The sequence below is a fragment of the Tenacibaculum amylolyticum genome (assembly GCF_964511145.1).
GTDB classification, from domain to species: domain Bacteria; phylum Bacteroidota; class Bacteroidia; order Flavobacteriales; family Flavobacteriaceae; genus Polaribacter; species Polaribacter amylolyticum.
The window spans coordinates 25,857-43,809 of sequence record NZ_CAZEFZ010000072.1 but is presented as its reverse complement, the minus strand read 5'-3'; the positions used below and the strand labels follow the sequence as shown (position 1 = coordinate 43,809).

The 17,953-nt window shown below is 28.2% G+C and carries 20 protein-coding genes; 6 read left to right on the top strand and 14 right to left on the bottom strand.

The annotated features are described in order from the left end of the window. The first annotated feature begins 550 nt into the window (after positions 1 to 550). A complete protein-coding gene (locus ACKTTC_RS17410) occupies positions 551 to 925 on the top strand; it encodes a helix-turn-helix domain-containing protein (RefSeq protein WP_408041134.1) in 375 nt (124 codons plus the stop codon). A 5-nt stretch (positions 926 to 930) separates the two neighbouring features. On the opposite strand, the gene ACKTTC_RS17405 is transcribed toward ACKTTC_RS17410, so the two are convergent. From ACKTTC_RS17405 to ACKTTC_RS17350, 12 genes are all read right to left on the bottom strand, one after another. Continuing rightward, positions 931 to 1,206, bottom strand: coding sequence for a hypothetical protein (locus ACKTTC_RS17405; protein ID WP_408041133.1), 276 nt, complete (start codon positions 1,204 to 1,206; stop codon positions 931 to 933). A gap of 2 nt (positions 1,207 to 1,208) precedes the next feature. Then, positions 1,209 to 1,928, bottom strand: a complete 720-nt coding sequence (locus tag ACKTTC_RS17400) for a hypothetical protein (protein WP_408041132.1) — start codon at positions 1,926 to 1,928, stop codon at positions 1,209 to 1,211. Further along, entirely contained in the window at positions 1,876 to 2,049 is a 174-nt protein-coding gene (locus ACKTTC_RS17395; protein WP_408041131.1) for a hypothetical protein, read from the bottom strand. The genes ACKTTC_RS17400 and ACKTTC_RS17395 overlap by 53 nt, the downstream gene beginning before the upstream one ends. Positions 2,050 to 2,240: 191 nt before the next feature. Further along, the gene (locus tag ACKTTC_RS17390; RefSeq protein WP_408041130.1) at positions 2,241 to 2,990 is read right to left on the bottom strand and encodes a hypothetical protein; all 750 of its coding nucleotides are present in this window, start codon (positions 2,988 to 2,990) and stop codon (positions 2,241 to 2,243) included. A gap of 267 nt (positions 2,991 to 3,257) precedes the next feature. Beyond that, entirely contained in the window at positions 3,258 to 4,706 is a 1,449-nt protein-coding gene (locus ACKTTC_RS17385) for a hypothetical protein (RefSeq protein WP_408041129.1), read from the bottom strand. 203 nt (positions 4,707 to 4,909) lie between these two features. After that, positions 4,910 to 5,833 (bottom strand): hypothetical protein, encoded by a 924-nt coding sequence (locus ACKTTC_RS17380; RefSeq protein ID WP_408041128.1) that lies wholly within the window; start codon positions 5,831 to 5,833, stop codon positions 4,910 to 4,912. Between the two features lie 742 nt (positions 5,834 to 6,575). After that, positions 6,576 to 7,499, bottom strand: coding sequence for a geranylgeranylglycerol-phosphate geranylgeranyltransferase (locus ACKTTC_RS17375; protein ID WP_408041127.1), 924 nt, complete (start codon positions 7,497 to 7,499; stop codon positions 6,576 to 6,578). 3 nt (positions 7,500 to 7,502) lie between these two features. Continuing rightward, a complete protein-coding gene (locus ACKTTC_RS17370; RefSeq protein ID WP_408041126.1) occupies positions 7,503 to 8,429 on the bottom strand; it encodes a mevalonate kinase family protein in 927 nt (308 codons plus the stop codon). Positions 8,430 to 8,470: 41 nt separating this feature from the next. After that, entirely contained in the window at positions 8,471 to 8,962 is a 492-nt protein-coding gene (locus tag ACKTTC_RS17365; RefSeq protein ID WP_408041125.1) for a toxin-antitoxin system YwqK family antitoxin, read from the bottom strand. A gap of 10 nt (positions 8,963 to 8,972) precedes the next feature. Next, entirely contained in the window at positions 8,973 to 10,061 is a 1,089-nt protein-coding gene (locus tag ACKTTC_RS17360; RefSeq protein ID WP_408041124.1) for a diphosphomevalonate/mevalonate 3,5-bisphosphate decarboxylase family protein, read from the bottom strand. A gap of 34 nt (positions 10,062 to 10,095) precedes the next feature. Next, on the bottom strand, positions 10,096 to 10,791 hold the full coding sequence (locus ACKTTC_RS17355) for a LytR/AlgR family response regulator transcription factor (RefSeq protein WP_408041123.1): 696 nt from the start codon (positions 10,789 to 10,791) through the stop codon (positions 10,096 to 10,098). Next, complete coding sequence (locus ACKTTC_RS17350) at positions 10,784 to 11,842, bottom strand: sensor histidine kinase (protein ID WP_408041122.1); 1,059 nt, start codon at positions 11,840 to 11,842, stop codon at positions 10,784 to 10,786. The genes ACKTTC_RS17355 and ACKTTC_RS17350 overlap by 8 nt, the downstream gene beginning before the upstream one ends. 200 nt (positions 11,843 to 12,042) lie before the next feature. On the opposite strand from ACKTTC_RS17350, the gene ACKTTC_RS17345 reads away from it, so the two are divergent. From ACKTTC_RS17345 to ACKTTC_RS17325, 5 genes are all read left to right on the top strand, one after another. Further along, positions 12,043 to 12,423, top strand: a complete 381-nt coding sequence (locus ACKTTC_RS17345; protein ID WP_408041121.1) for a MotA/TolQ/ExbB proton channel family protein — start codon at positions 12,043 to 12,045, stop codon at positions 12,421 to 12,423. A 510-nt stretch (positions 12,424 to 12,933) separates the two neighbouring features. After that, positions 12,934 to 13,845: a DUF6624 domain-containing protein gene (locus tag ACKTTC_RS17340; protein WP_408041120.1), complete on the top strand. Its 912-nt coding sequence runs from the start codon at positions 12,934 to 12,936 to the stop codon at positions 13,843 to 13,845. Between the two features lie 80 nt (positions 13,846 to 13,925). Continuing rightward, positions 13,926 to 14,159, top strand: coding sequence for a hypothetical protein (locus tag ACKTTC_RS17335; protein WP_408041119.1), 234 nt, complete (start codon positions 13,926 to 13,928; stop codon positions 14,157 to 14,159). A 43-nt stretch (positions 14,160 to 14,202) separates the two neighbouring features. After that, positions 14,203 to 14,826 carry a hypothetical protein gene (locus tag ACKTTC_RS17330; RefSeq protein ID WP_408041118.1) on the top strand — a complete coding sequence of 208 codons (624 nt, stop codon included), beginning with the start codon at positions 14,203 to 14,205 and terminating at the stop codon, positions 14,824 to 14,826. 19 nt (positions 14,827 to 14,845) lie between these two features. Next, a complete protein-coding gene (locus ACKTTC_RS17325; protein ID WP_408041117.1) occupies positions 14,846 to 15,145 on the top strand; it encodes a hypothetical protein in 300 nt (99 codons plus the stop codon). A 169-nt stretch (positions 15,146 to 15,314) separates the two neighbouring features. Here ACKTTC_RS17325 and ACKTTC_RS17320 read toward each other — a convergent pair whose 3' ends face one another. Further along, entirely contained in the window at positions 15,315 to 16,526 is a 1,212-nt protein-coding gene (locus ACKTTC_RS17320) for a BaiN/RdsA family NAD(P)/FAD-dependent oxidoreductase (RefSeq protein WP_408041116.1), read from the bottom strand. After that, positions 16,523 to 17,452, bottom strand: a complete 930-nt coding sequence (locus ACKTTC_RS17315; RefSeq protein ID WP_408041115.1) for a GYDIA family GHMP kinase — start codon at positions 17,450 to 17,452, stop codon at positions 16,523 to 16,525. The genes ACKTTC_RS17320 and ACKTTC_RS17315 overlap by 4 nt, the downstream gene beginning before the upstream one ends. Positions 17,453 to 17,953 lie beyond the last annotated feature (501 nt).

Here is a 17,953-nt window from a genome sequence, read left to right as displayed (position 1 = left end):
ATGCCTTCCCCTTCCAAAAGGCATTAAAGAAAAATGATAATGGTATATAATCAAATCACTTGCTCAACTACAAAAGAGGATTGTCTTTATATTCCAAATCAAATGAAACCCTACTTTTTATTTTTAATGGAGTACTTTTTGAAACTCCAAATAGATCGTATTAATTTTTAAAATCAACCCAAGTAATATTTCATACTTGAGTTGATAAGCCACCCTATGAAAAAGACGACATCTTAGGGAATTAAATAAGGTTCCTCCGAAAAAACCTACATATGTTCCCACCCCTCTACGGAAAATAGCCCCCCGTTGAGCTATAGGATATTATAGCATTAATTTATTGTTTACTCAACTAATTATAAAATAGCTGACTTATATCTCTTTAACTTTAGCTTAATCAACTTATTCTGATAATTAAATGACTTTAACAAAATACATTTAATTCCAATAGACTTAATTTGTCTATATTTGGATTAGAATCACAATGCAATTATACGAAATATTTCGTGTTAAAAAAATAAAAACACGAAATATTTCTATATTTTATCACTTTATGGTAATTACTAGTAAAACAATTAAAGATTTTAGGAAAGAGAATAATATAACTCAACAAGCTTTAGCTGAGTTAATAGGTGTGACATGGAGGACTATTCAAAACTATGAGTCTGGTGGGAAAATTCCTAAATCAAAAAATGTTTTGTTTAGTAATGTATTTGAAGAGTTTAGTAAAAAAATAGAATCTTCAACAAATGAAGAGTCTTTAGAACTAACAAAAGAGGAATCTAAGATGATTAAAAATATAGTATTGTATAAAACTAAAGCACTGTTAGAGCATGAAACTTTTAAAATGTGGTATTCACTTCAAAAAGATAAATTAGAATTAGATATTCTTACAGAATTAGAGAAAAAAGGAAAACTTAAGAAATAAGATAATTATATTAAATCATATTTCAACTTTATATGCAATAACTTATCTTCTATTAACCGTTTTTCTGAAATAAATAATTTTGTTCTAATAATATCTTCAGTTATTTTAAGTAATTTATTTTTAAAATCTATAACAATAGTACTATCTTCTCCCAAAAAAACTTCTAAATCTTTTAATATTTCGAATTGTTTTTTTTCAAATTCATCGTTATTCAATTTTCCTTCTTTGAAGTCTTTAATTATAACTAACATCTTTTCATGAATTAACTCTGCTGATAACATAATTAAATTGATTTTCTATTTAGATCAAACAGTTCATTTCCTGTAATGACTAGTTTTTCTAAATCTTTTTGAACTTTATTCTTTTTTAATACTATTTTTTTGATAAAATAAATTATAATATAAGTGATTATTGTAGCTAAAATAGCAGAAACTATATAAGTAAGGTTATATGACCATTGCGGTAAATCAGATACTGGTATTATAGAATGAAATACCCAGAAAAATGATATACCAATAAAACCAAAACCTCCAATCATTAAAATTATTCTTATTTCGCCGATTAGCTTAGGGAAAATAACAATAAATATAAATAATAAAGATATGATTAGCGCATATATTGATCTTCCGAACTCATGTAAAAAGAGTCTTAAAGACTCATAACCCCTATATGAAAATTTTTTCTTTAATTCTTTTCTAGTTTTATGAAAACCTTTAAGACTCAATGCCTTTTGTTTTGTTATATTAAATAGTTTATCACTTAAATCTAATTGACCTATATTTTTTAGTTCCTCGGCAAGTAAATTATATTTCTTATCTGCACCTTTTACTATTTTACTGTAATTCTTATAATGAGTTTTATAAGGAGTCCACTCTTTTAGCTTAGTAAATTCATTATGTAAAAAAGTGCTAAAGAAAGTTAAAATAACAAAGAGACCTATAATGATTCCTTTAATCTTGACCTTCCATTGGGTCTTCGTCATCTTCAAGTTCTCCTTTGTCAATAAGTTGTGTTTCAAATTCACTTTCAAACCTATTTAATTCTTCAATTTTTTTAGACTCATCAATACAACTAGATAAAAAAATACTAAATAGTAGAACTAAAATTAGTGCTATTTTCTTCATAATTACTCTATTTTAAAAATTAATACTAGAGTAAATATAGTTGTATTTATAAATGTATAATTACTGATTTAGTGTTCATATATTTCGGGGGTATATGAGCCACTAAATTAATACTTTTTTTAGAAATATAAGATTGAAAACATATTTTGCGTTTTCTATTGCGTTACGCAAGGAAGCCTTATTACTTATATTTATTGTTGTGTGGCATTATTAATTACTGTTCTATTAAGATACATTTCTTCTTTAACAAATTTTGAAGCTTTTTCTTCAAATTCTTTTTGAGAGATCTCAAAAGCAAAAACTGACCATTTTAGTCTATTCCATTTGAATCCAGCACGAAACCAATCATCAAAAAAACCTGAATATTTTTCATTATAGCAGTAAACATATTTAGGAGAACTTTTCTTATAAAAATAGTCTTGAAGTTTACGATACTTTAACTCATCTTCCGTCAATTTATAGTGTCGAGCAAATTCTTCGTCATAGTTACACCTTTGAAGATTATAAAAATCTATTTTATCATTCAGTTTATCAAAAACTTTTTCATTTTCATAGAACTTATTAAAATCAATATTTTCCAATATAAAGTTCTTATCTAAATATTTTAATTTTGTTTCTTCTGATGCAATTTTATCATATTCATGTTTATGAACTTCATTTTCCCATTCAAGTATTTCGTTAAGAACAGGTTTCCCTTCGTATCTATCAGCTAAATTGGAATATTTTTCATAAACCCAATCTATTTTCTTCAACATCTGACCTAATTCTTTTTCTCTTTCTTTAGAGAAGTAATTATGTAACTCTTGAAATTCATTAAACAATGAATGTTTCAAGACCGAGTTGTCTTTTTCAGATAAATCAAATATCACAAAGGATTGAACTTTTTGTACAGATTTATAGTCTATAAACTTTTTGACTTCATTTAATATCTCGTTGTTCATTTTAATATGATTTTATTTTTAAAAAATTGGAGTTTATATCCAAAGTTCTTAGTTAGTAATACATTCTTCAAAGACCATAATGCCACATAAAGTTTGACAAAAGAGTAGTAAGAGGTAAAAACAGATTTACTTTTCGATTTAGCACTTAGTCAATTTACAATTCTATTGTTATTTTTCTTTTAACTGTTAAATTATAAATTTGATGGACTTTGTTAATATCTGCTAACTTTGGGTTTGACACTTAACCTTTATTATTTTTATATAATGTTACCCAATCGCTTTTTCAGGTACAATTCTTTCATCCGCTTCTTTCAAATATCCTAAGTCAAAATTAGTAAAGTCATAATCATCAAGATGCATTGAAAAGTGAAACTTCTTTGTTTTTTCAGAACTATTATCATCTCTCACTTTTTTTAATACTGTTTCTATTGTCAAGTTAGAATTATTTTGTAGGACTTGAATTAATTTATCCCAAGTATAAATATCCATAACAAATAAATTTGAGTATGGAATAATTGAATGCTCATTATTTTTCCATTTTTTTAAAGTTTCCTCTTCTAAAAACTGATTCCAAATATCTTGAGTAGTTCCCAGAAATAATTTTTTATATGTGATAATTATTCCAAAATATTCTGGTTGTTTTTTTAAATTATTAGCAACATTAACCATTTGTTTTATATATGCTTTAACTAAGTTTTTTCTAAATTCATTTCCAAGAATTTTGTCTGTAGGATTTGCACTTACATATGGTTTTGATTCTATGGCTTTAACCTCTATTAAAACTTTGTCTGAAATAATAAAGTCAACTAAATTTTCTTTTAATCCAACTTGTTTTTTAAGCTCATTTTCGGTCACGTAATTTTGCTTTGACTCATCAAGACCTAATTGTACATATTTCTCTAATCTTAATCCAAACTCAGTCGTGAAATTTTCATCTTTTTGCTTTAAAAACTCATAGAGAAAATAATTAAAATTATGGTGAAGAATATCTTTATGTGGAATCAATAACTTTTTATTGTGCAAGAAATAAGGTTTTCTAGTAAAGAATGATGGTTCAAATGTTTGAAGATTATAATTCTTTAATACTCTATTATCTTCATTTAATATTTCGTGAATATTGTCTTTAGATACAGTTAATAAATCTAAATATGATTTTAATTCATTTTCAGAATAGAGAGTTGTTAATAGTTTTTTTATATTATCATTAATGTATCCATAATATGGGATTTTTGTTAATTCGTCTTGATGAGAATAAAGCCAAATTATATATGAAATATTTAGAAATGTTGATATTGATAGGTTTGTTAAACTTTCAAACGATTTTTTAATACAATATTTTGATTTTAAATCATTAAACAAAATTAATTGTCTAGAAAAAGTATCCCACCAAGTAATTTCTTGATATAGGAATTGTTGATGAGCAAGTATAGTAAATGTCTTAGTAATACTCTGTCCTTTTTTTATACGAAAAGTATTATGTGACCTCTCTAACTCGTCTAACTGATTTAATAGTTTTACAATGTCTGTTCTGTTTGCTATTTTAGCTTTATATTTTTTATCTGAAAACTCTAAATTCCATTTTAATAATATCAATGGATGCCAAAATCTATGTTTTCTTTTACTTTTTTCAAATTCTTTTAAAAGAATCAGAAGTTCATTAGTAACAGAATCAAGTGTAAAAGTTCTTAATTTATTTCTTATTGGTTTGAAATCCATAGTTGGTTTTTAGCTTGTGGTTAACGTCTCGTATAATAAACTAAGGACAGTAGATAAGCGATAAGTTTCATTTGATACTAAATCAAATACAATATTTTGCTTTTGTCTTTTTGTTCAAAATGTCAAATCTTATATTTAGCGACCTTATAGTTTTAAATTAGCCCTAAACCGTCCTATATTTTTTATACATTATTAGGTTTCCGTTATTTTTTTGTTTTAAATAAGGTTATCAGTTTCTTAATCAAACTTCTATTTTCATATTCAAGAAGCTCATTTTTAATAGTGTTGATTTGTTCTTCTTTTTCTATGATGATTTGGTTTGAATTATTTAACTCTAATTTTAAATTCTGATTATTTCTTATTAAGTTATTTACCATTTCTTTTTTATTAATTAACTCTTGTTCAATCTCTCTCTTATTTTTTTTTAGGTTATAAACTTGATTTCCTAAGGCTCTATTTGAGAGTGTTCTATATTCAAGTGAGGTTTCTATTTTATTCGAAAGTGTTATTTCAAGTTCTTTTTTATAATTTTCAAGCTCTTTTTCATCAACATCCTTCCCCTCAAATTTAAATTTCAAATCTTTGGTGGCATCAATTTCCATTAGTGGGATACCCAAGAATTGAAAGTGTTTTCTTTTTGTATCATCGGGACTATGGGTTACATTTACTTCAATTGCGATTTGACCTCCCCAATATTTTACTAATTTTTTTGAATTGGAAAAACGAATCAATAAATCAGGAATATACTCAACTACTTTTTTCTTTTCTGTACAATAAATCTTAATCCTTTCTTTTTCGTGTATTATACTGTCAGGTATAATAGTCAAATCATAATTATTAACTCTTAAATTCAAAATTTTAAGTTCAGATATTACTTCGGTTATATATTCATGAGTAGTTGTCATTCTGTTTTGACTAATATTTTTTGGTCCTGAACCACTAAAACAGAACTTAGATGAATTTGAGCGAATGTGAACATTATGTCTTATTCCTTGAATAGGTTTTGATTTTAATTCAAGATGCTCCCATTTTGTAGGTTCTTGAGAGCAAAGTTTCTTATATCTATAACAAGAAATAGTTTTCCAGTTTCCATCTAGTAAATATTGGGCTAAATACTTTGAATTCATTCTTATTTATGAGATGTGTTTTAATCATATCTAACTGTAAATATATGAATCGGAGAAAGTCTAATATATAAATATAGGCATTATATACCCTTCTTTTAATTTATCATGGTTATCCAATTATAACAAAACAGATAAACAATTGAAATGTAATTATTTTTATAAACGAATGTTATTCCATTAATGTTAATATAAAAATATAAATAGTCATGTCAAAAACAAATTCAAAATTATGAGTTATTATTTACAAAAATTAGATATTAAATATTTTGATTAATTAGAATTTTATCGGAGAAGTCATTTAGACTATTAAACTCAAGATTTCAAAAATTTAAAGTTGTAATATTCCTCGTAGGAAATTAACCTTACATCTAGAGGTTAAACTATATATTTTTAGATTTTTTATCTTTGTGTAAAAGTTTTTTCTAAAATTTTAGAAAAAAACTACACTTTTACCCGAATTCTTACCCCTTAAAACTTAAAATACTAAAAAACAGGCTTATAAATAATTAAAAAATCACCCGTTTTGGGTGAATAGCAAGTGTGTTTTTGAATGTAGTTTTGCGACAAAGAAATATCATTATGCAAGCTAACATTAAATATTTGATTGTAGGTTTGTTTATATGCATGTGTAATGAAAACCTAGATTAAGGAAATTTTAATTTTATTAACGAAAAGAAGAAGTGAATTAAAGAGGTCGTCTAATTTTAGACGATTTTTTTATAAAAAAACATATAAGCTTTTGCTAGTTTAACTGCTCAATAACTTTGTCTAGAAGTAATGATTTATCTACAAGTAATAAACTAAATACTCCAATTAATAATAGAAATTTTAAAATATTATGGAGAAGCTGATATTGTTGCCTATTTACAGCTTTCCAAGCATATATTGCAATAAATAAAAGTGTAATACTTGTTAAGTAAAAATAATACTTCATATAAGCTATAGCAGGATAGCGAAACAAAAAGCCAATAGGAATTAAGGTTAAGAGTATTAAAAGTATAATTAATTGCTTTGTTTTTCTTTCGCCGTAAACAATAGGAAACGTGTTATAATTGTTAGCAATGGCACCTTGGATATTTTCTAAATCTTTAATAAGTTCTCTAACCATAAGAATTAGAAATAAGAAAATAGCATGGATAAAAATAACTGTAGAAAAGTTCTTGAAATGAACAAAGATGACAAAGAAAGGTAGGATGGTTAAAATAGTTGCAGTAATTAAACCAACTAAAGGAAATCGTTTTAGTTTATGAGAATAAAACCAAATTCCAAAAATATATAAAGCAAAGAATAATGCAGCTCTCCAAGAAACCAACCAACCAAATGCAAAACCAATAAAATTGAGTAAAAAATATAAAGAAAGTTTGGTTTCTTGTTTGATTTGTGCATCTAAACCAGACTTTATGGGTCTGTTTATTCGATCAGCTTTTACATCGTAAAAGTTATTAATAATGTATCCAGAAGCAACTACACAAACTGTTGCTAATACTAGATATAATAAATGCCAGTCTAATAAAACATGTGTGAGGGATTTTTTTTCTGAGAAAATAAAAATAGCAGCTAAATACTGAGCTGCTATTAATACTAATATGTTATAACCTCTTACAACAGATAATAAGCTAAGAAGCTTAACAAATAATTTGTTATTGTTAGAGATTGAAAAGTTCATAGATTAAAATCTATAGACAATTTCTAATTTATAGTTTTCTAAACTTTTTTGAGCTTTTTCGTAATCTTCAGTAAAACCTAAAATGTATCCGCCGCCACCAGAACCGCATAATTTTAGATAATAATCGTTTGTTTGAATTCCTTTTTCCCAAACTTTATGAAAAGCATTAGGAATCATAGGTTTAAAGTTAGCTAAAACTACTTTAGATAAGTTCTTAACATTTCCAAATAACGACTTTACATTTCCTTTCAAGAAATCATCAATACAAGCATCTGTATAAGTTACAAACTCTTCATGTAACATTTTACGGAAGCCTTCATTTTTCATTTTGTTCATGAAAATGTTTACCATTGGTTCTGTTTCACCAACTTGTTCTGAATCTAGTAAGAAAACAGCTCCTTTACCTTCTTTTTGAGAAGGGATTCCTGTAGCTTCAATGTTTTCTTTAGAATTAATTAAAATAGGTAAACTTAAATAAGAATTTAAAGGATCTAAACCAGAACTTTTTCCATGGAAAAAAGATTCCATTAAAGAAAAAACAGCCTTTAACTTGATGAGTTTATCTCTAGTCAAGTTTTCTAAGACAGTTATTTTATCAGTAGCGTACTTGTCGTAAATAGAAGCTACTAAAGCTCCAGAACTACCAATTCCATATCCTTGAGGAATAGAAGAATCAAAATACATTCCATTAGCAATGTCGTTTTTAAACGCTTCTAAGTCAAATATAACTAAATCAGAATCTAATGTTTTTAAGTACTCGTAAAAATTCAATAAATTCTCATTTGACTTTTTTGCCTCACCAGTCAAATGTTGTGCTGTCTTTAAAGCTCCTTTATAAGAGTTAAAAGGGATTGCTAAACCTTTAGAATCTTTAATAATTCCATATTCACCAAAGAGTAAGATTTTAGCGTAAAATAAAGGTCCTTTCATCTAGTTCTTAATTTTAACTACAAAGATACGTAATTATTTGTTTAATAAACATTTTTGTAGAAAGTCTTCCAAACCCCAACTTTCTCATTATCCTTATATCTTCCTTTGGTTTTAATTTTTCCGTTTTTATAAAAGGTTTTCCAGTTTCCTTGCCTCTTACCGTCTTTGTATCTTCCTTGTTCTTTTAATTCACCACTATCATAAAAAACTTTTCGAACTCCATTTAATTTCCCATTTAGATAGTTTGCTTTATGAGATGGTTTTCCGTTTTCATGATAATAGGTGACCAATCCGTCAAAAACTTCTTTATTAGGAGTTTTAACAGTGCTGTAGCCTTCCATTTGAACTTGACCATTTTTATAATAGTCAACAATCCAAAAGCCTTCTTTCATCTTCTTAGGGTCAGGCCTATAGTAAAAGCTATTGTCTTTAGTAGTTTCTTGCCAGTTCTTATCAAACCATATTGTTTTTTGAGCACTGACAGATACTGTAAAAAATGAAATTAGAAAAAATGCAAAAAATAATTGTTTCATGGTTAAGGGATTATAAGTTACTAAGGTCTTTTGCGCCGGGACCTGAACTATCGCTAATATACTGATTTTTTTGGCAAAAAGCTAATAGTCTGTCTTTTATGAACTTGTTAATCGCCTCTTTTTCTTGTTCTGGAAATAAAAGGTGTACGTTAGCACCAGCATCTAGAGTAAAACATACATTACTGTTTGTTGCAGCTCTATACTTCCAAATTTCATTAATTATTTCTAATGTGTTAGGTTTCATAAGAATGAAATAAGGGTTACTAGTAAGCATCATTGCATGCAATGTTAAAGCTTCACTTTCCACTAAGTTTATAAAGCCTTTAATATCTCCTTCTTGTAGAATTTTAGATAGCTTACTTAAATTATCATTCGCTTGTGAAAAACGGTTTTCTGCATAGGGATGATTATACATTAAATTATGTCCAACAGTACTAGATACTTGTTTTTCTCCTTTGTCTACTAATAAAATATTGTCTTGATAATTTTGGAATATATCATGCACTTTGTATGGGAACTGTACTCCGTATAAATCCGAACTTCCAGGTATTTCAGGGTGTTTTCCCCAAACAACCATAGGTCCTTCAATACTTCTACTGGCACTTCCTGAACCCAATCTGGCTAAAAATGATGCTTTTTTGTTAAAGAAATCATCGGTAATATTAGGTTGCAATGCTTTTTCTAAACTCATTAGGCACATGGCAATAGCGCTCATACCACTTGCAGAAGAAGCAATACCGCTACTGTGAGGAAAAGAGTTTTCTGAATGAATTTCCATAGTGTATTCAAAAATGTATGGACAATACTCTTTTATTCGATCAAAAAACTTCGCAATTTTAGGTTTAAAATCGTCTTTCTTTTTACCTTCAAAATACAATTCAAACTGTGGAACACTTACAGTTTCAATTTTAGTAAATTGAACTTTGGTAGTTGTATGGCAATTGTTTAGTGTAAAACTTATGGAAGCATTTTTAGGAATTTGAGGTTCGCTTTTTCCCCAATATTTAACTAATGCAATATTACTAGGAGTTTGCCATGAAAACACAGCTGTATCTATTTGTTCAGTGCTTTTTTTAAAAATAAAATCTTCGGTATTCAAAATTTTTAAATTTTGTGTAAAGATATGGTATCACTCACATTTCAGCTAATTTTTGAAGCACACTTTCTTTAAAGCTTCTACTAATAGGGAGTGCCTTGTTAGAAATTTCTATAAACTCATTCGTATAGGATTCTATTTTTGTAATAGAAATGATATAAGATCTGTGTATTCTTAGAAAATTATATTGAGGGAGTTTTTGTGCGATATTACTAATGGTTTCTCTTGTAACAATTGTTTTGTCGTTTAAAAAGATTTTTACGTAATCTCCAATACTCTCTATATATAGAATTTGATGAAAATCTACTTTTACCATTTTTCTCTCCGAACGAACAAATAAGAAGTTAGGAGTAGTGTTTTTAGTATGAATAGTTTCCTTTTTGGGTATTTTTTGAATGGCTTGTAAAAAACGGTCAAAAGCAATCGGTTTTAAAAGGTAATCAACTACATTTAAATTAAATCCGTCTATAGCATAATCTCTGTAGGCAGTTGTGAAAATAACATTTGCTGAATTATTAATAATGCGAGCTAAGCTTAAACCGTTTACTTCTGGCATATTGATGTCTAAAAAATAAATATCAATAGTATGTTGTTTAGAAAAGTCAATAACTTCAAAAGCATTCTGAAAGCTACCTATCAATTGTAAATTTGTTGTTTTTTCTATAAACGTTTCTAGTATTTCTCTAGCTATAGGTTCATCGTCTACAACAACACAAGTGTATGTTTTATTCATTTTTCAAAGGAATTTTTAAATCGATACTGAATGTGTTTTTCTCTTCTAAAATTTGTAATTCAAAATTATTGTCAAATAGTTTTCTCAAACGTTCTTTAATATTTGTTAAACCAATTCCAGAAGTAGTTTCTTTGGTGTTAAAAGCAGTGTTCTTGCAGGAAAAATGAAGAAACTGTTCTTTTGTTTTTATAGATAGTTGTATCGTTAATTGTTTATTGATCGGAATTCCGTGTTTAAATGCATTTTCTACAAAAGGTAATAAGAGCATAGGTGGAATTAATGTTTTAGGAACTAAATTTTCTTTTGAGAAACTTATCTGTAATCCTTCTTGAAAACGTATTTTTTCTAAAGAAATATAATCTTCTATATGTTGAATTTCATCTTCTAAAAGCACAAAAGGTTTGTTGATTTGGTATAAAATATAATCTAAAAGACTAGAAAGTTTTAAAATGACTTCAGGAGTTTTTTCAGATTTTTTTAATGCAAAACCATAAATAGTATTTAGTGTGTTGAACAGGAAATGTGGATGAATTTGCATTTTTAAATACTTCAACTCTTGTTCTTTTAGTTGTAGTTGCGTTTCTAAAAAACGATTTTTTAAATCTTCACTTTTTAAGTTCGATTGATAATTGTGAATAATCAATCCAAGAATTACAATAATAAGTACAATAAAATATACTCCAAAAACAATATAAGGAACAGTTTTAGTAAGTGGAGCAGCATTGCCATCTGTAAATTCATAGGAAAAAACCATTCCGTATAGAATAGATAAGACAATAAAAAAGAAAGAAATAATAAATGTATAAGCTGCGTATAGTATGAAAAAGAAATATTTTTTCTTGAAAAGATATCTAGGAAGTAAAAAGTACAAAAAGAAATATCCAACTCCCATAGTGATGGGAATTAAAAACTTAGCAAAGTGGTTTATATAGGCTATATTGCTAGTGCCATAACCTATATAATAGGTGTAAAAAAGATACACTCCAAACCAAAAAAGAATATGGGCGCATATAGTTAAAGGCCAACCACTAATTTTTTTGTACGTAATCATTGTTGCAATATCAGCTTTTTATAATAAAAAGATTTTCTTCTTGCGATGAAATTCAAAAATAACAAGGGTTTCAACAGGTTTACCAAAAGTCTTAAAAATCATGTTGTATTTAATGCTAGATTTGTTATTGGTCGAAATCAGAAAAAAAGAAAAGAAGCTATCGATAGTTTTGGAGCATATTAACTTTAAAAATTATAACTATGAACTTTTTAATTATAGGAGAAATTTCGAAAAGAATGTATGAAGGGGGTCCGGTTTTTATGTATCCAATCTTAATTTTATTTTTCGTTTGCCTCGGTCTAGGTATTTGGGCCTTTTTAAAAGGAGATGAAGATGGTAAAAAGAAAGAGCTGTTAAGTCATGTAAGTTTGTTTACAATGGTATGGGGTTTTTTCGGAATGATGATAGGTTTAATAGAGGCGTTTGATGCTATATCAGCCGCAATAAGTATTAGTTCAGCAGTAATAGCTGGCGGTTTAAAAATTGGTTTACTAGCACCATTATTTGGAATGTTTGTTTTCTTAATAGCAAGATTACTATTAATAGTCTTACTTATTAAGGATAAACCTTTAAGAGAATAAAATAAGAATCCTTAAACTATTAAGGATTTATCTAGATATACTTTTATCATATTTTGCAAGAGGATTGTATCATCAATATACTGTAGAGAAGTATGTTGATGCGTTCCTCTTGTGTTTTAATAACTCTCACTTTTAAACTTTAATAAATACTTTTATGAGAATGCCTTTATTTGATTTCCTGTTTAATGGAGATCTAAAATTTGTTGTTATACTTTACACCTTTTTAATAGTAGCAATCGTCTTTTTTGTGAAAAAAATAAAAACGAAGGAAAATCAAGAATACTATAATTTGAAACTGAAAAAACTAGTGAATTGGAGCTTGTTAATAGCTTTATTTTCTTTATTGTTAGGCTTGTTACATAGCTTTTATTTTATATCGAAAGCGAAAGGAATTGCGACAAGCTTATTGTTTAGTGGTTTGTCGAATATGTTAATTACACCAACTTTAGGAGTGGTGATAGCAATAATTATTAAGCTTCTAAGTACATCGTTACCTTTAAAAAGAGCATAATGAAAAAGTTATTGTTTATAATTGTTGCACTATGTTCTATAGACTTAGTGGCGCAAAAGAAAGGAGATGAGTATCGAAGAGAAGGAGAATTAGACAAAGCGATAGATGCGTATAAGAAAGAATTCAGAAGTAGTCCTGAAAATTCTAATAATACATACAATCTTGCTTGTGCATATGCATTACAATATCAAAAAGATAGCGCCTTTCATTATTTAGAGTTAGCGCTAAAAAACGATACAACATTATGGGCTTTGGCAGATAATGATTTGCTGTCGCTTTCTGAAGATAAGAGATGGAGTTTAATAGAAAATAGACAGCTAAAAAAATATCAGGAGCAGAAAGGGAAATTACCAAAAGTAACATATGCAAAAGAGCTACTTCGATTAATTATGAAAGACCAAGCGTTAGACTATCAGTTAGATATGGCTAAATTGTATTTCATGAAAAAAGCTAAAGTACCTCACTGGTATTATCCAATTGCTAAAATGAAAGAAGAGATTTCTAAAGGAAATTTTATAAAAATGGAAAAGCTACTTGAGGAAAATGGCTGGCCGACCTATTCAACTGTTGGGAAAATTGCAGCAGATGCGCCACTATTAGTAATTAACCATCATAAAGAAGATGAAATTAGAAAGAAATATTTAACAAGAATTAAACAAGCTTGTGAAAATAAAGAAGGAAGTTGTTTAGAGTATGCAAAAATTCATGATAGAATTTTGGTGAATGATGGCAAAAAGCAATTATACGGAATGCAGTTTCGGTATAATGAGAATAGAAATTTAGAGCCATTTCCAATAGCATCTCCAGAATATGTAGATAAACGTAGAAAAACGATAGGCTTAGAACCGTTAAAACAGTATTTGAAAAGAAAAATAAATTACAATTGGAAAGTTGAACAAAAAAACAAATAGTTTTGAAGGGTTTATCTATTTATAATACCTATTTCTAAATGTGTAGAAATAGGTATTTTTGTATTCTAATATTTTACATTTTGAATAGAAAAATAAAACTGATTTGGGATTTTAAAGGTCCTGATGGTCTAGAAACTGCAAAACATCATTGTATACATTTAAAAGAATTCTCTGAAATAGAGCAATTGCATCATTATGAAGTAAACCATCAGCAATTAAATGAAATGCATACGATTGCTTATATAACAGTAGATGAGGTTGATATGAAAAAGTATAGAGATGCACTAAAACCTCACCGTGGAGAATTAGGATAACTACGTTAAAATAATCGTATATTGTTTAATATATTTATACGGCATGAATTGGAAACAGATCACTATTATTTGTATGCTTTTGAGTTGTTGGGTAACCAATGCTCAGTATACATTTGATACTTATATAGCACATAAATCATTAGTAAACTCCATTCGTATTTCGAGCGATATTATTGAAGGAAGAACAACTTTCTTTGAAAAACAGTCTGAAGAAAAACCGCTAATGTTTCAGAAAACAAAAGTGAGAATGGGAGAGCTGAATAGAATCGCAAATAACTTATCAAAATATATAGAGAAAACTCAGAAGGAAATAAATTCTGAAAGAGTTTTATATGATTTGATAGATCAAGACGCCTATAGGAAAATCTTCTTTAAAAGTAATGGTAGATTGACAGCTAGTGGACTAGACTTAAAAAGAAAAATTGATAGTCTATATGTACAAGCAAAAAATGTTAATGTACATGCATTATCTCAATTAGAGAATTTCTATGAAGGACATTTTAAAACCAATGGAGAATATTATAATCACGATGGGGAAGAGATTAGTTTTTTCGATCGACTGTTTTATGATAAATCCAATTACGGTATGATGATGGCGATGAATTATTTGATGCTAGATGTTAAAATGTATCAACTATTATACTACGGTACAATAATGAGTTATTAATATTAAAATAAAAACGAATATGTATTTAATTAACCTACAAGCAAAACCAGAAAAAGAATCAGAATATTTCGATAAAGTAGCAGGTGCTTTTGTAAGTGTTTATATAGATTATATAGATGGAGAAGGAGCTATACAATTAGCTAAATTTTATACAGAAGAAGAAGGGTGGAAAGTAGAAAGTGTTGATGATGAGTTTTTTGAAATTGAAAATGAAGGAGAGTTAGATGATGAGTTACAAGAGTTTTACAAAGAAGCAAAAGAATATGGCTATACAATGGTTTTTAACTGTTACGAGTCAGAAGAAGAGGGGGAAGAATAATTAATTGCTAGCTGTAAATCAAAATCTAAAGAAAATAGTTATTTATCCAATTATTACAAGAGTTGTTCTTGGAATTGGAGTTTGTCTAGCTATTTTCTTTAGATTTTAAAATATTATAGTTTCCAAATAATTATTTGAAGCTATAAATTACATGTAAATTGCTGTTTTGTTAACTAGTAGCTAAAGCATTCGCACAAATAAATCCACCAGTCCAAGCGTTTTGAAAGTTAAACCCACCAGTAACAGCGTCGATGTTTAAAATTTCTCCAACGAAGAACAAATTAGCATGTAGTTTGCTTTCAAAACGTTTGAAATTAATTTCTTTCAAATCAATACCACCAGCAGTAACAAACTCTTCTTTGAAAGTAGATTTTCCTTCCGCTCTAAAAGTAGTATTTGTCAGTTGCTTACTAATTGCTATAAGTTGATTTTTATTAATATCAGCCCAATTTTGTTGTAATCGAATTTGTGATGCTATAAGCAAACGTTCCCATAAACGTCTTGGAATTTCTTGAAACGGAGATTTTAATCCAATTTGCTTACGAGCATTTGTTTTCTTTAACTCATTTAGTTGATGTAGAACAGTTTCTTCAGATAAAGATAACCAGTTTACAACTACTTCATATTGATAAGCTTTTTCAGCTAAAATTCGAGCGCCAAAAGCAGAGAGTTTTAACACAGCTGGCCCACTTAATCCCCAATGTGTAATTAATAAAGGGCCATAATTTTCTAGTTTTGTTCCAGAAATTTTTACGGTAGCATTAGGTACAGAAACACCTCCAAGATCTACAATTCTTTTATCTTTTATGTTGAATGTAAATAAAGAAGGAACAGTTGGAATGATTGAATGCCCTAATTCAGAAGCATATTCCCAAATCTTTTTACTGCTACCTGCTGCAATTACAAGTTTATCGGCAATGAACTGTTCGTTTTTAGTATTGATAACCCATTGTTCATTTTCAGAATAAAATGAAGTTACCCCATGGTTTTTTAAAACCTTAATATCGAGTTCTTCAATAGCTTTTTGAAAACAATCAATAATGGCTTGTGAAGTATTTGCTTCAGGAAAAACCCGATTGTCACTTTCTATTTTTAAAGGAACTCCGCGATTTTCAAACCATTCAAAAGTATCACCTGTCATAAATTGATGAAAAGGTCCTAACAGTTCTTTTTTTCCTCTAGGGTAAAATTTAGTAAGTTCTTTAGGTTCAAAACAAGCGTGTGTAACATTACAACGCCCTCCGCCAGAAATTTTTACTTTTTGTAATACTTCTTTTCCTTTTTCAAGAATAATAATATCTAAATCAGGATTTAATTCCTTCGCATTTATAGCAGTGAAAAAACCAGCTGCACCACCACCTATAATTACAACTTTACTCATAAAATCATGTCTTTATAAGGAATTACTGTGTGAAATCCTTTTTCTTTAAAATATGTAATAGTATCATTATTCCCAGTAACCAATACAAAATCACCACCCCAAGCGCCTAAACTTTTAACAGCTCCTGTGTATTCTGGAAATAATTTAGATTTTACAGTTGGTAATTGTATAATTGAACTGATAATTTGTTCGTGTTCTTCTATAATAAGTTCTAATTCCTGAGTAGTTTTAGCACTTAAAAAAGCAGTTGATAATTCAGAAATACGCGTAATTTCTTTTTGAATATGTTTGTTGTTTTTACGGTATTGTGCAATACCTTCTCTGCTATTCTGTTTTTGATTTAAAAAAACAAAATACAATTCTTCATGAAAGCTAGGGGAGAAGCTAACTGGAGTTACAATTGGCTTTGTTTGTTCTAATTGATAGTAAATAGGAGTATTGTGTTGTGCGCAAGCAATATCATAACCACTACCAGAAAAAGCATTCCATAACAAATCAAACGCATTTACATTTGCCCAAGAAGCAATATTGTTAATTAAAGTAGACGAACTACCTAATCCCCAATTTTGAGGGAAAGTTAAATGTGTTTTTACAATATACCCTTTTGATGTTTGTAAGAAGTTTGAATTCAGATTTCTTGCTTCTTGTAAAATATTTTGTAAAGTTTCTGCAATTGTTTCAGAACTCCCTTCTTTATCAGAATTAAAAGTAGCAGAAGTTAAGCGCAGTTTAGGTAAGTCGAAAGTAGCTTCAAACCAACAATCTCCTTCATTTGTAAAACTACCCCAAACAAGTATAGGTTCTTCAATTTCTTGAATAACTAAATCTTGTCCATAAGTTGTAGGGACAGCTAATGATGTCGCTCCATCAAGAACTACATATTCTCCTGTTAATAATAATTTACCGTTGCTATAATATTTTTCCAAAACAAATCAATATCAAGTCGAGCGCAGTCGAAACATAAATCTAATTATATAAAATTTTTAAGACCTCTCGACTGCACTCGAGGCGGCTTAAATTATACTAATCCAAACTGTTTAAAGTGATGCGTAAAATGCTTTACCTGAAACTTTTTCCAGTATTTGAAATCTAATTCACCAAAGAAAGGGTGTATTGCTGTTCTTTCTGGATTATTTTCGTAAACCTCAAAAAACAATTGAACTTGCTGTGCTAAATCATCTATAGCTTCTGAAATAGAACTGAATTTTACTGGTGTTGGTTCTTCAGTTAAAAAAGGAGCTTTAAAACCAATTTGTAATTCTCCGTCAGTATTTAAAAATGGTTTTCTCCTAGCTGTTTTTTCATCAGAAACAAAAACATCTATTTTCCAATTACCATTGGCAATTTGAGTAACAGCACTTAGATGCTCAATCATTTGTTGTGCATTCATTTTACCAAAAGCAGGTTGCATGTCATTGGTTAGTTTA

Bases quoted from the DNA above. Each gene is read 5' to 3' on its own strand.
- ACKTTC_RS17410 (WP_408041134.1), top strand. From the start codon at position 551: ATGGTAATTACTAGTAAAACAATTAAAGATTTTAGGAAAGAGAATAAT.
- ACKTTC_RS17405 (WP_408041133.1), bottom strand. From the start codon at position 1,206: ATGTTATCAGCAGAGTTAATTCATGAAAAGATGTTAGTTATAATTAAA.
- ACKTTC_RS17395 (WP_408041131.1), bottom strand. From the start codon at position 2,049: ATGAAGAAAATAGCACTAATTTTAGTTCTACTATTTAGTATTTTTTTA.
- ACKTTC_RS17390 (WP_408041130.1), bottom strand. From the start codon at position 2,990: ATGAACAACGAGATATTAAATGAAGTCAAAAAGTTTATAGACTATAAA.
- ACKTTC_RS17385 (WP_408041129.1), bottom strand. From the start codon at position 4,706: ATGGATTTCAAACCAATAAGAAATAAATTAAGAACTTTTACACTTGAT.
- ACKTTC_RS17380 (WP_408041128.1), bottom strand. From the start codon at position 5,833: ATGAATTCAAAGTATTTAGCCCAATATTTACTAGATGGAAACTGGAAA.
- ACKTTC_RS17375 (WP_408041127.1), bottom strand. From the start codon at position 7,499: ATGAACTTTTCAATCTCTAACAATAACAAATTATTTGTTAAGCTTCTT.
- ACKTTC_RS17370 (WP_408041126.1), bottom strand. From the start codon at position 8,429: ATGAAAGGACCTTTATTTTACGCTAAAATCTTACTCTTTGGTGAATAT.
- ACKTTC_RS17365 (WP_408041125.1), bottom strand. From the start codon at position 8,962: ATGAAACAATTATTTTTTGCATTTTTTCTAATTTCATTTTTTACAGTA.
- ACKTTC_RS17355 (WP_408041123.1), bottom strand. From the start codon at position 10,791: ATGAATAAAACATACACTTGTGTTGTTGTAGACGATGAACCTATAGCT.
- ACKTTC_RS17350 (WP_408041122.1), bottom strand. From the start codon at position 11,842: ATGATTACGTACAAAAAAATTAGTGGTTGGCCTTTAACTATATGCGCC.
- ACKTTC_RS17345 (WP_408041121.1), top strand. From the start codon at position 12,043: ATGAACTTTTTAATTATAGGAGAAATTTCGAAAAGAATGTATGAAGGG.
- ACKTTC_RS17340 (WP_408041120.1), top strand. From the start codon at position 12,934: ATGAAAAAGTTATTGTTTATAATTGTTGCACTATGTTCTATAGACTTA.
- ACKTTC_RS17330 (WP_408041118.1), top strand. From the start codon at position 14,203: ATGAATTGGAAACAGATCACTATTATTTGTATGCTTTTGAGTTGTTGG.
- ACKTTC_RS17325 (WP_408041117.1), top strand. From the start codon at position 14,846: ATGTATTTAATTAACCTACAAGCAAAACCAGAAAAAGAATCAGAATAT.
- ACKTTC_RS17320 (WP_408041116.1), bottom strand. From the start codon at position 16,526: ATGAGTAAAGTTGTAATTATAGGTGGTGGTGCAGCTGGTTTTTTCACT.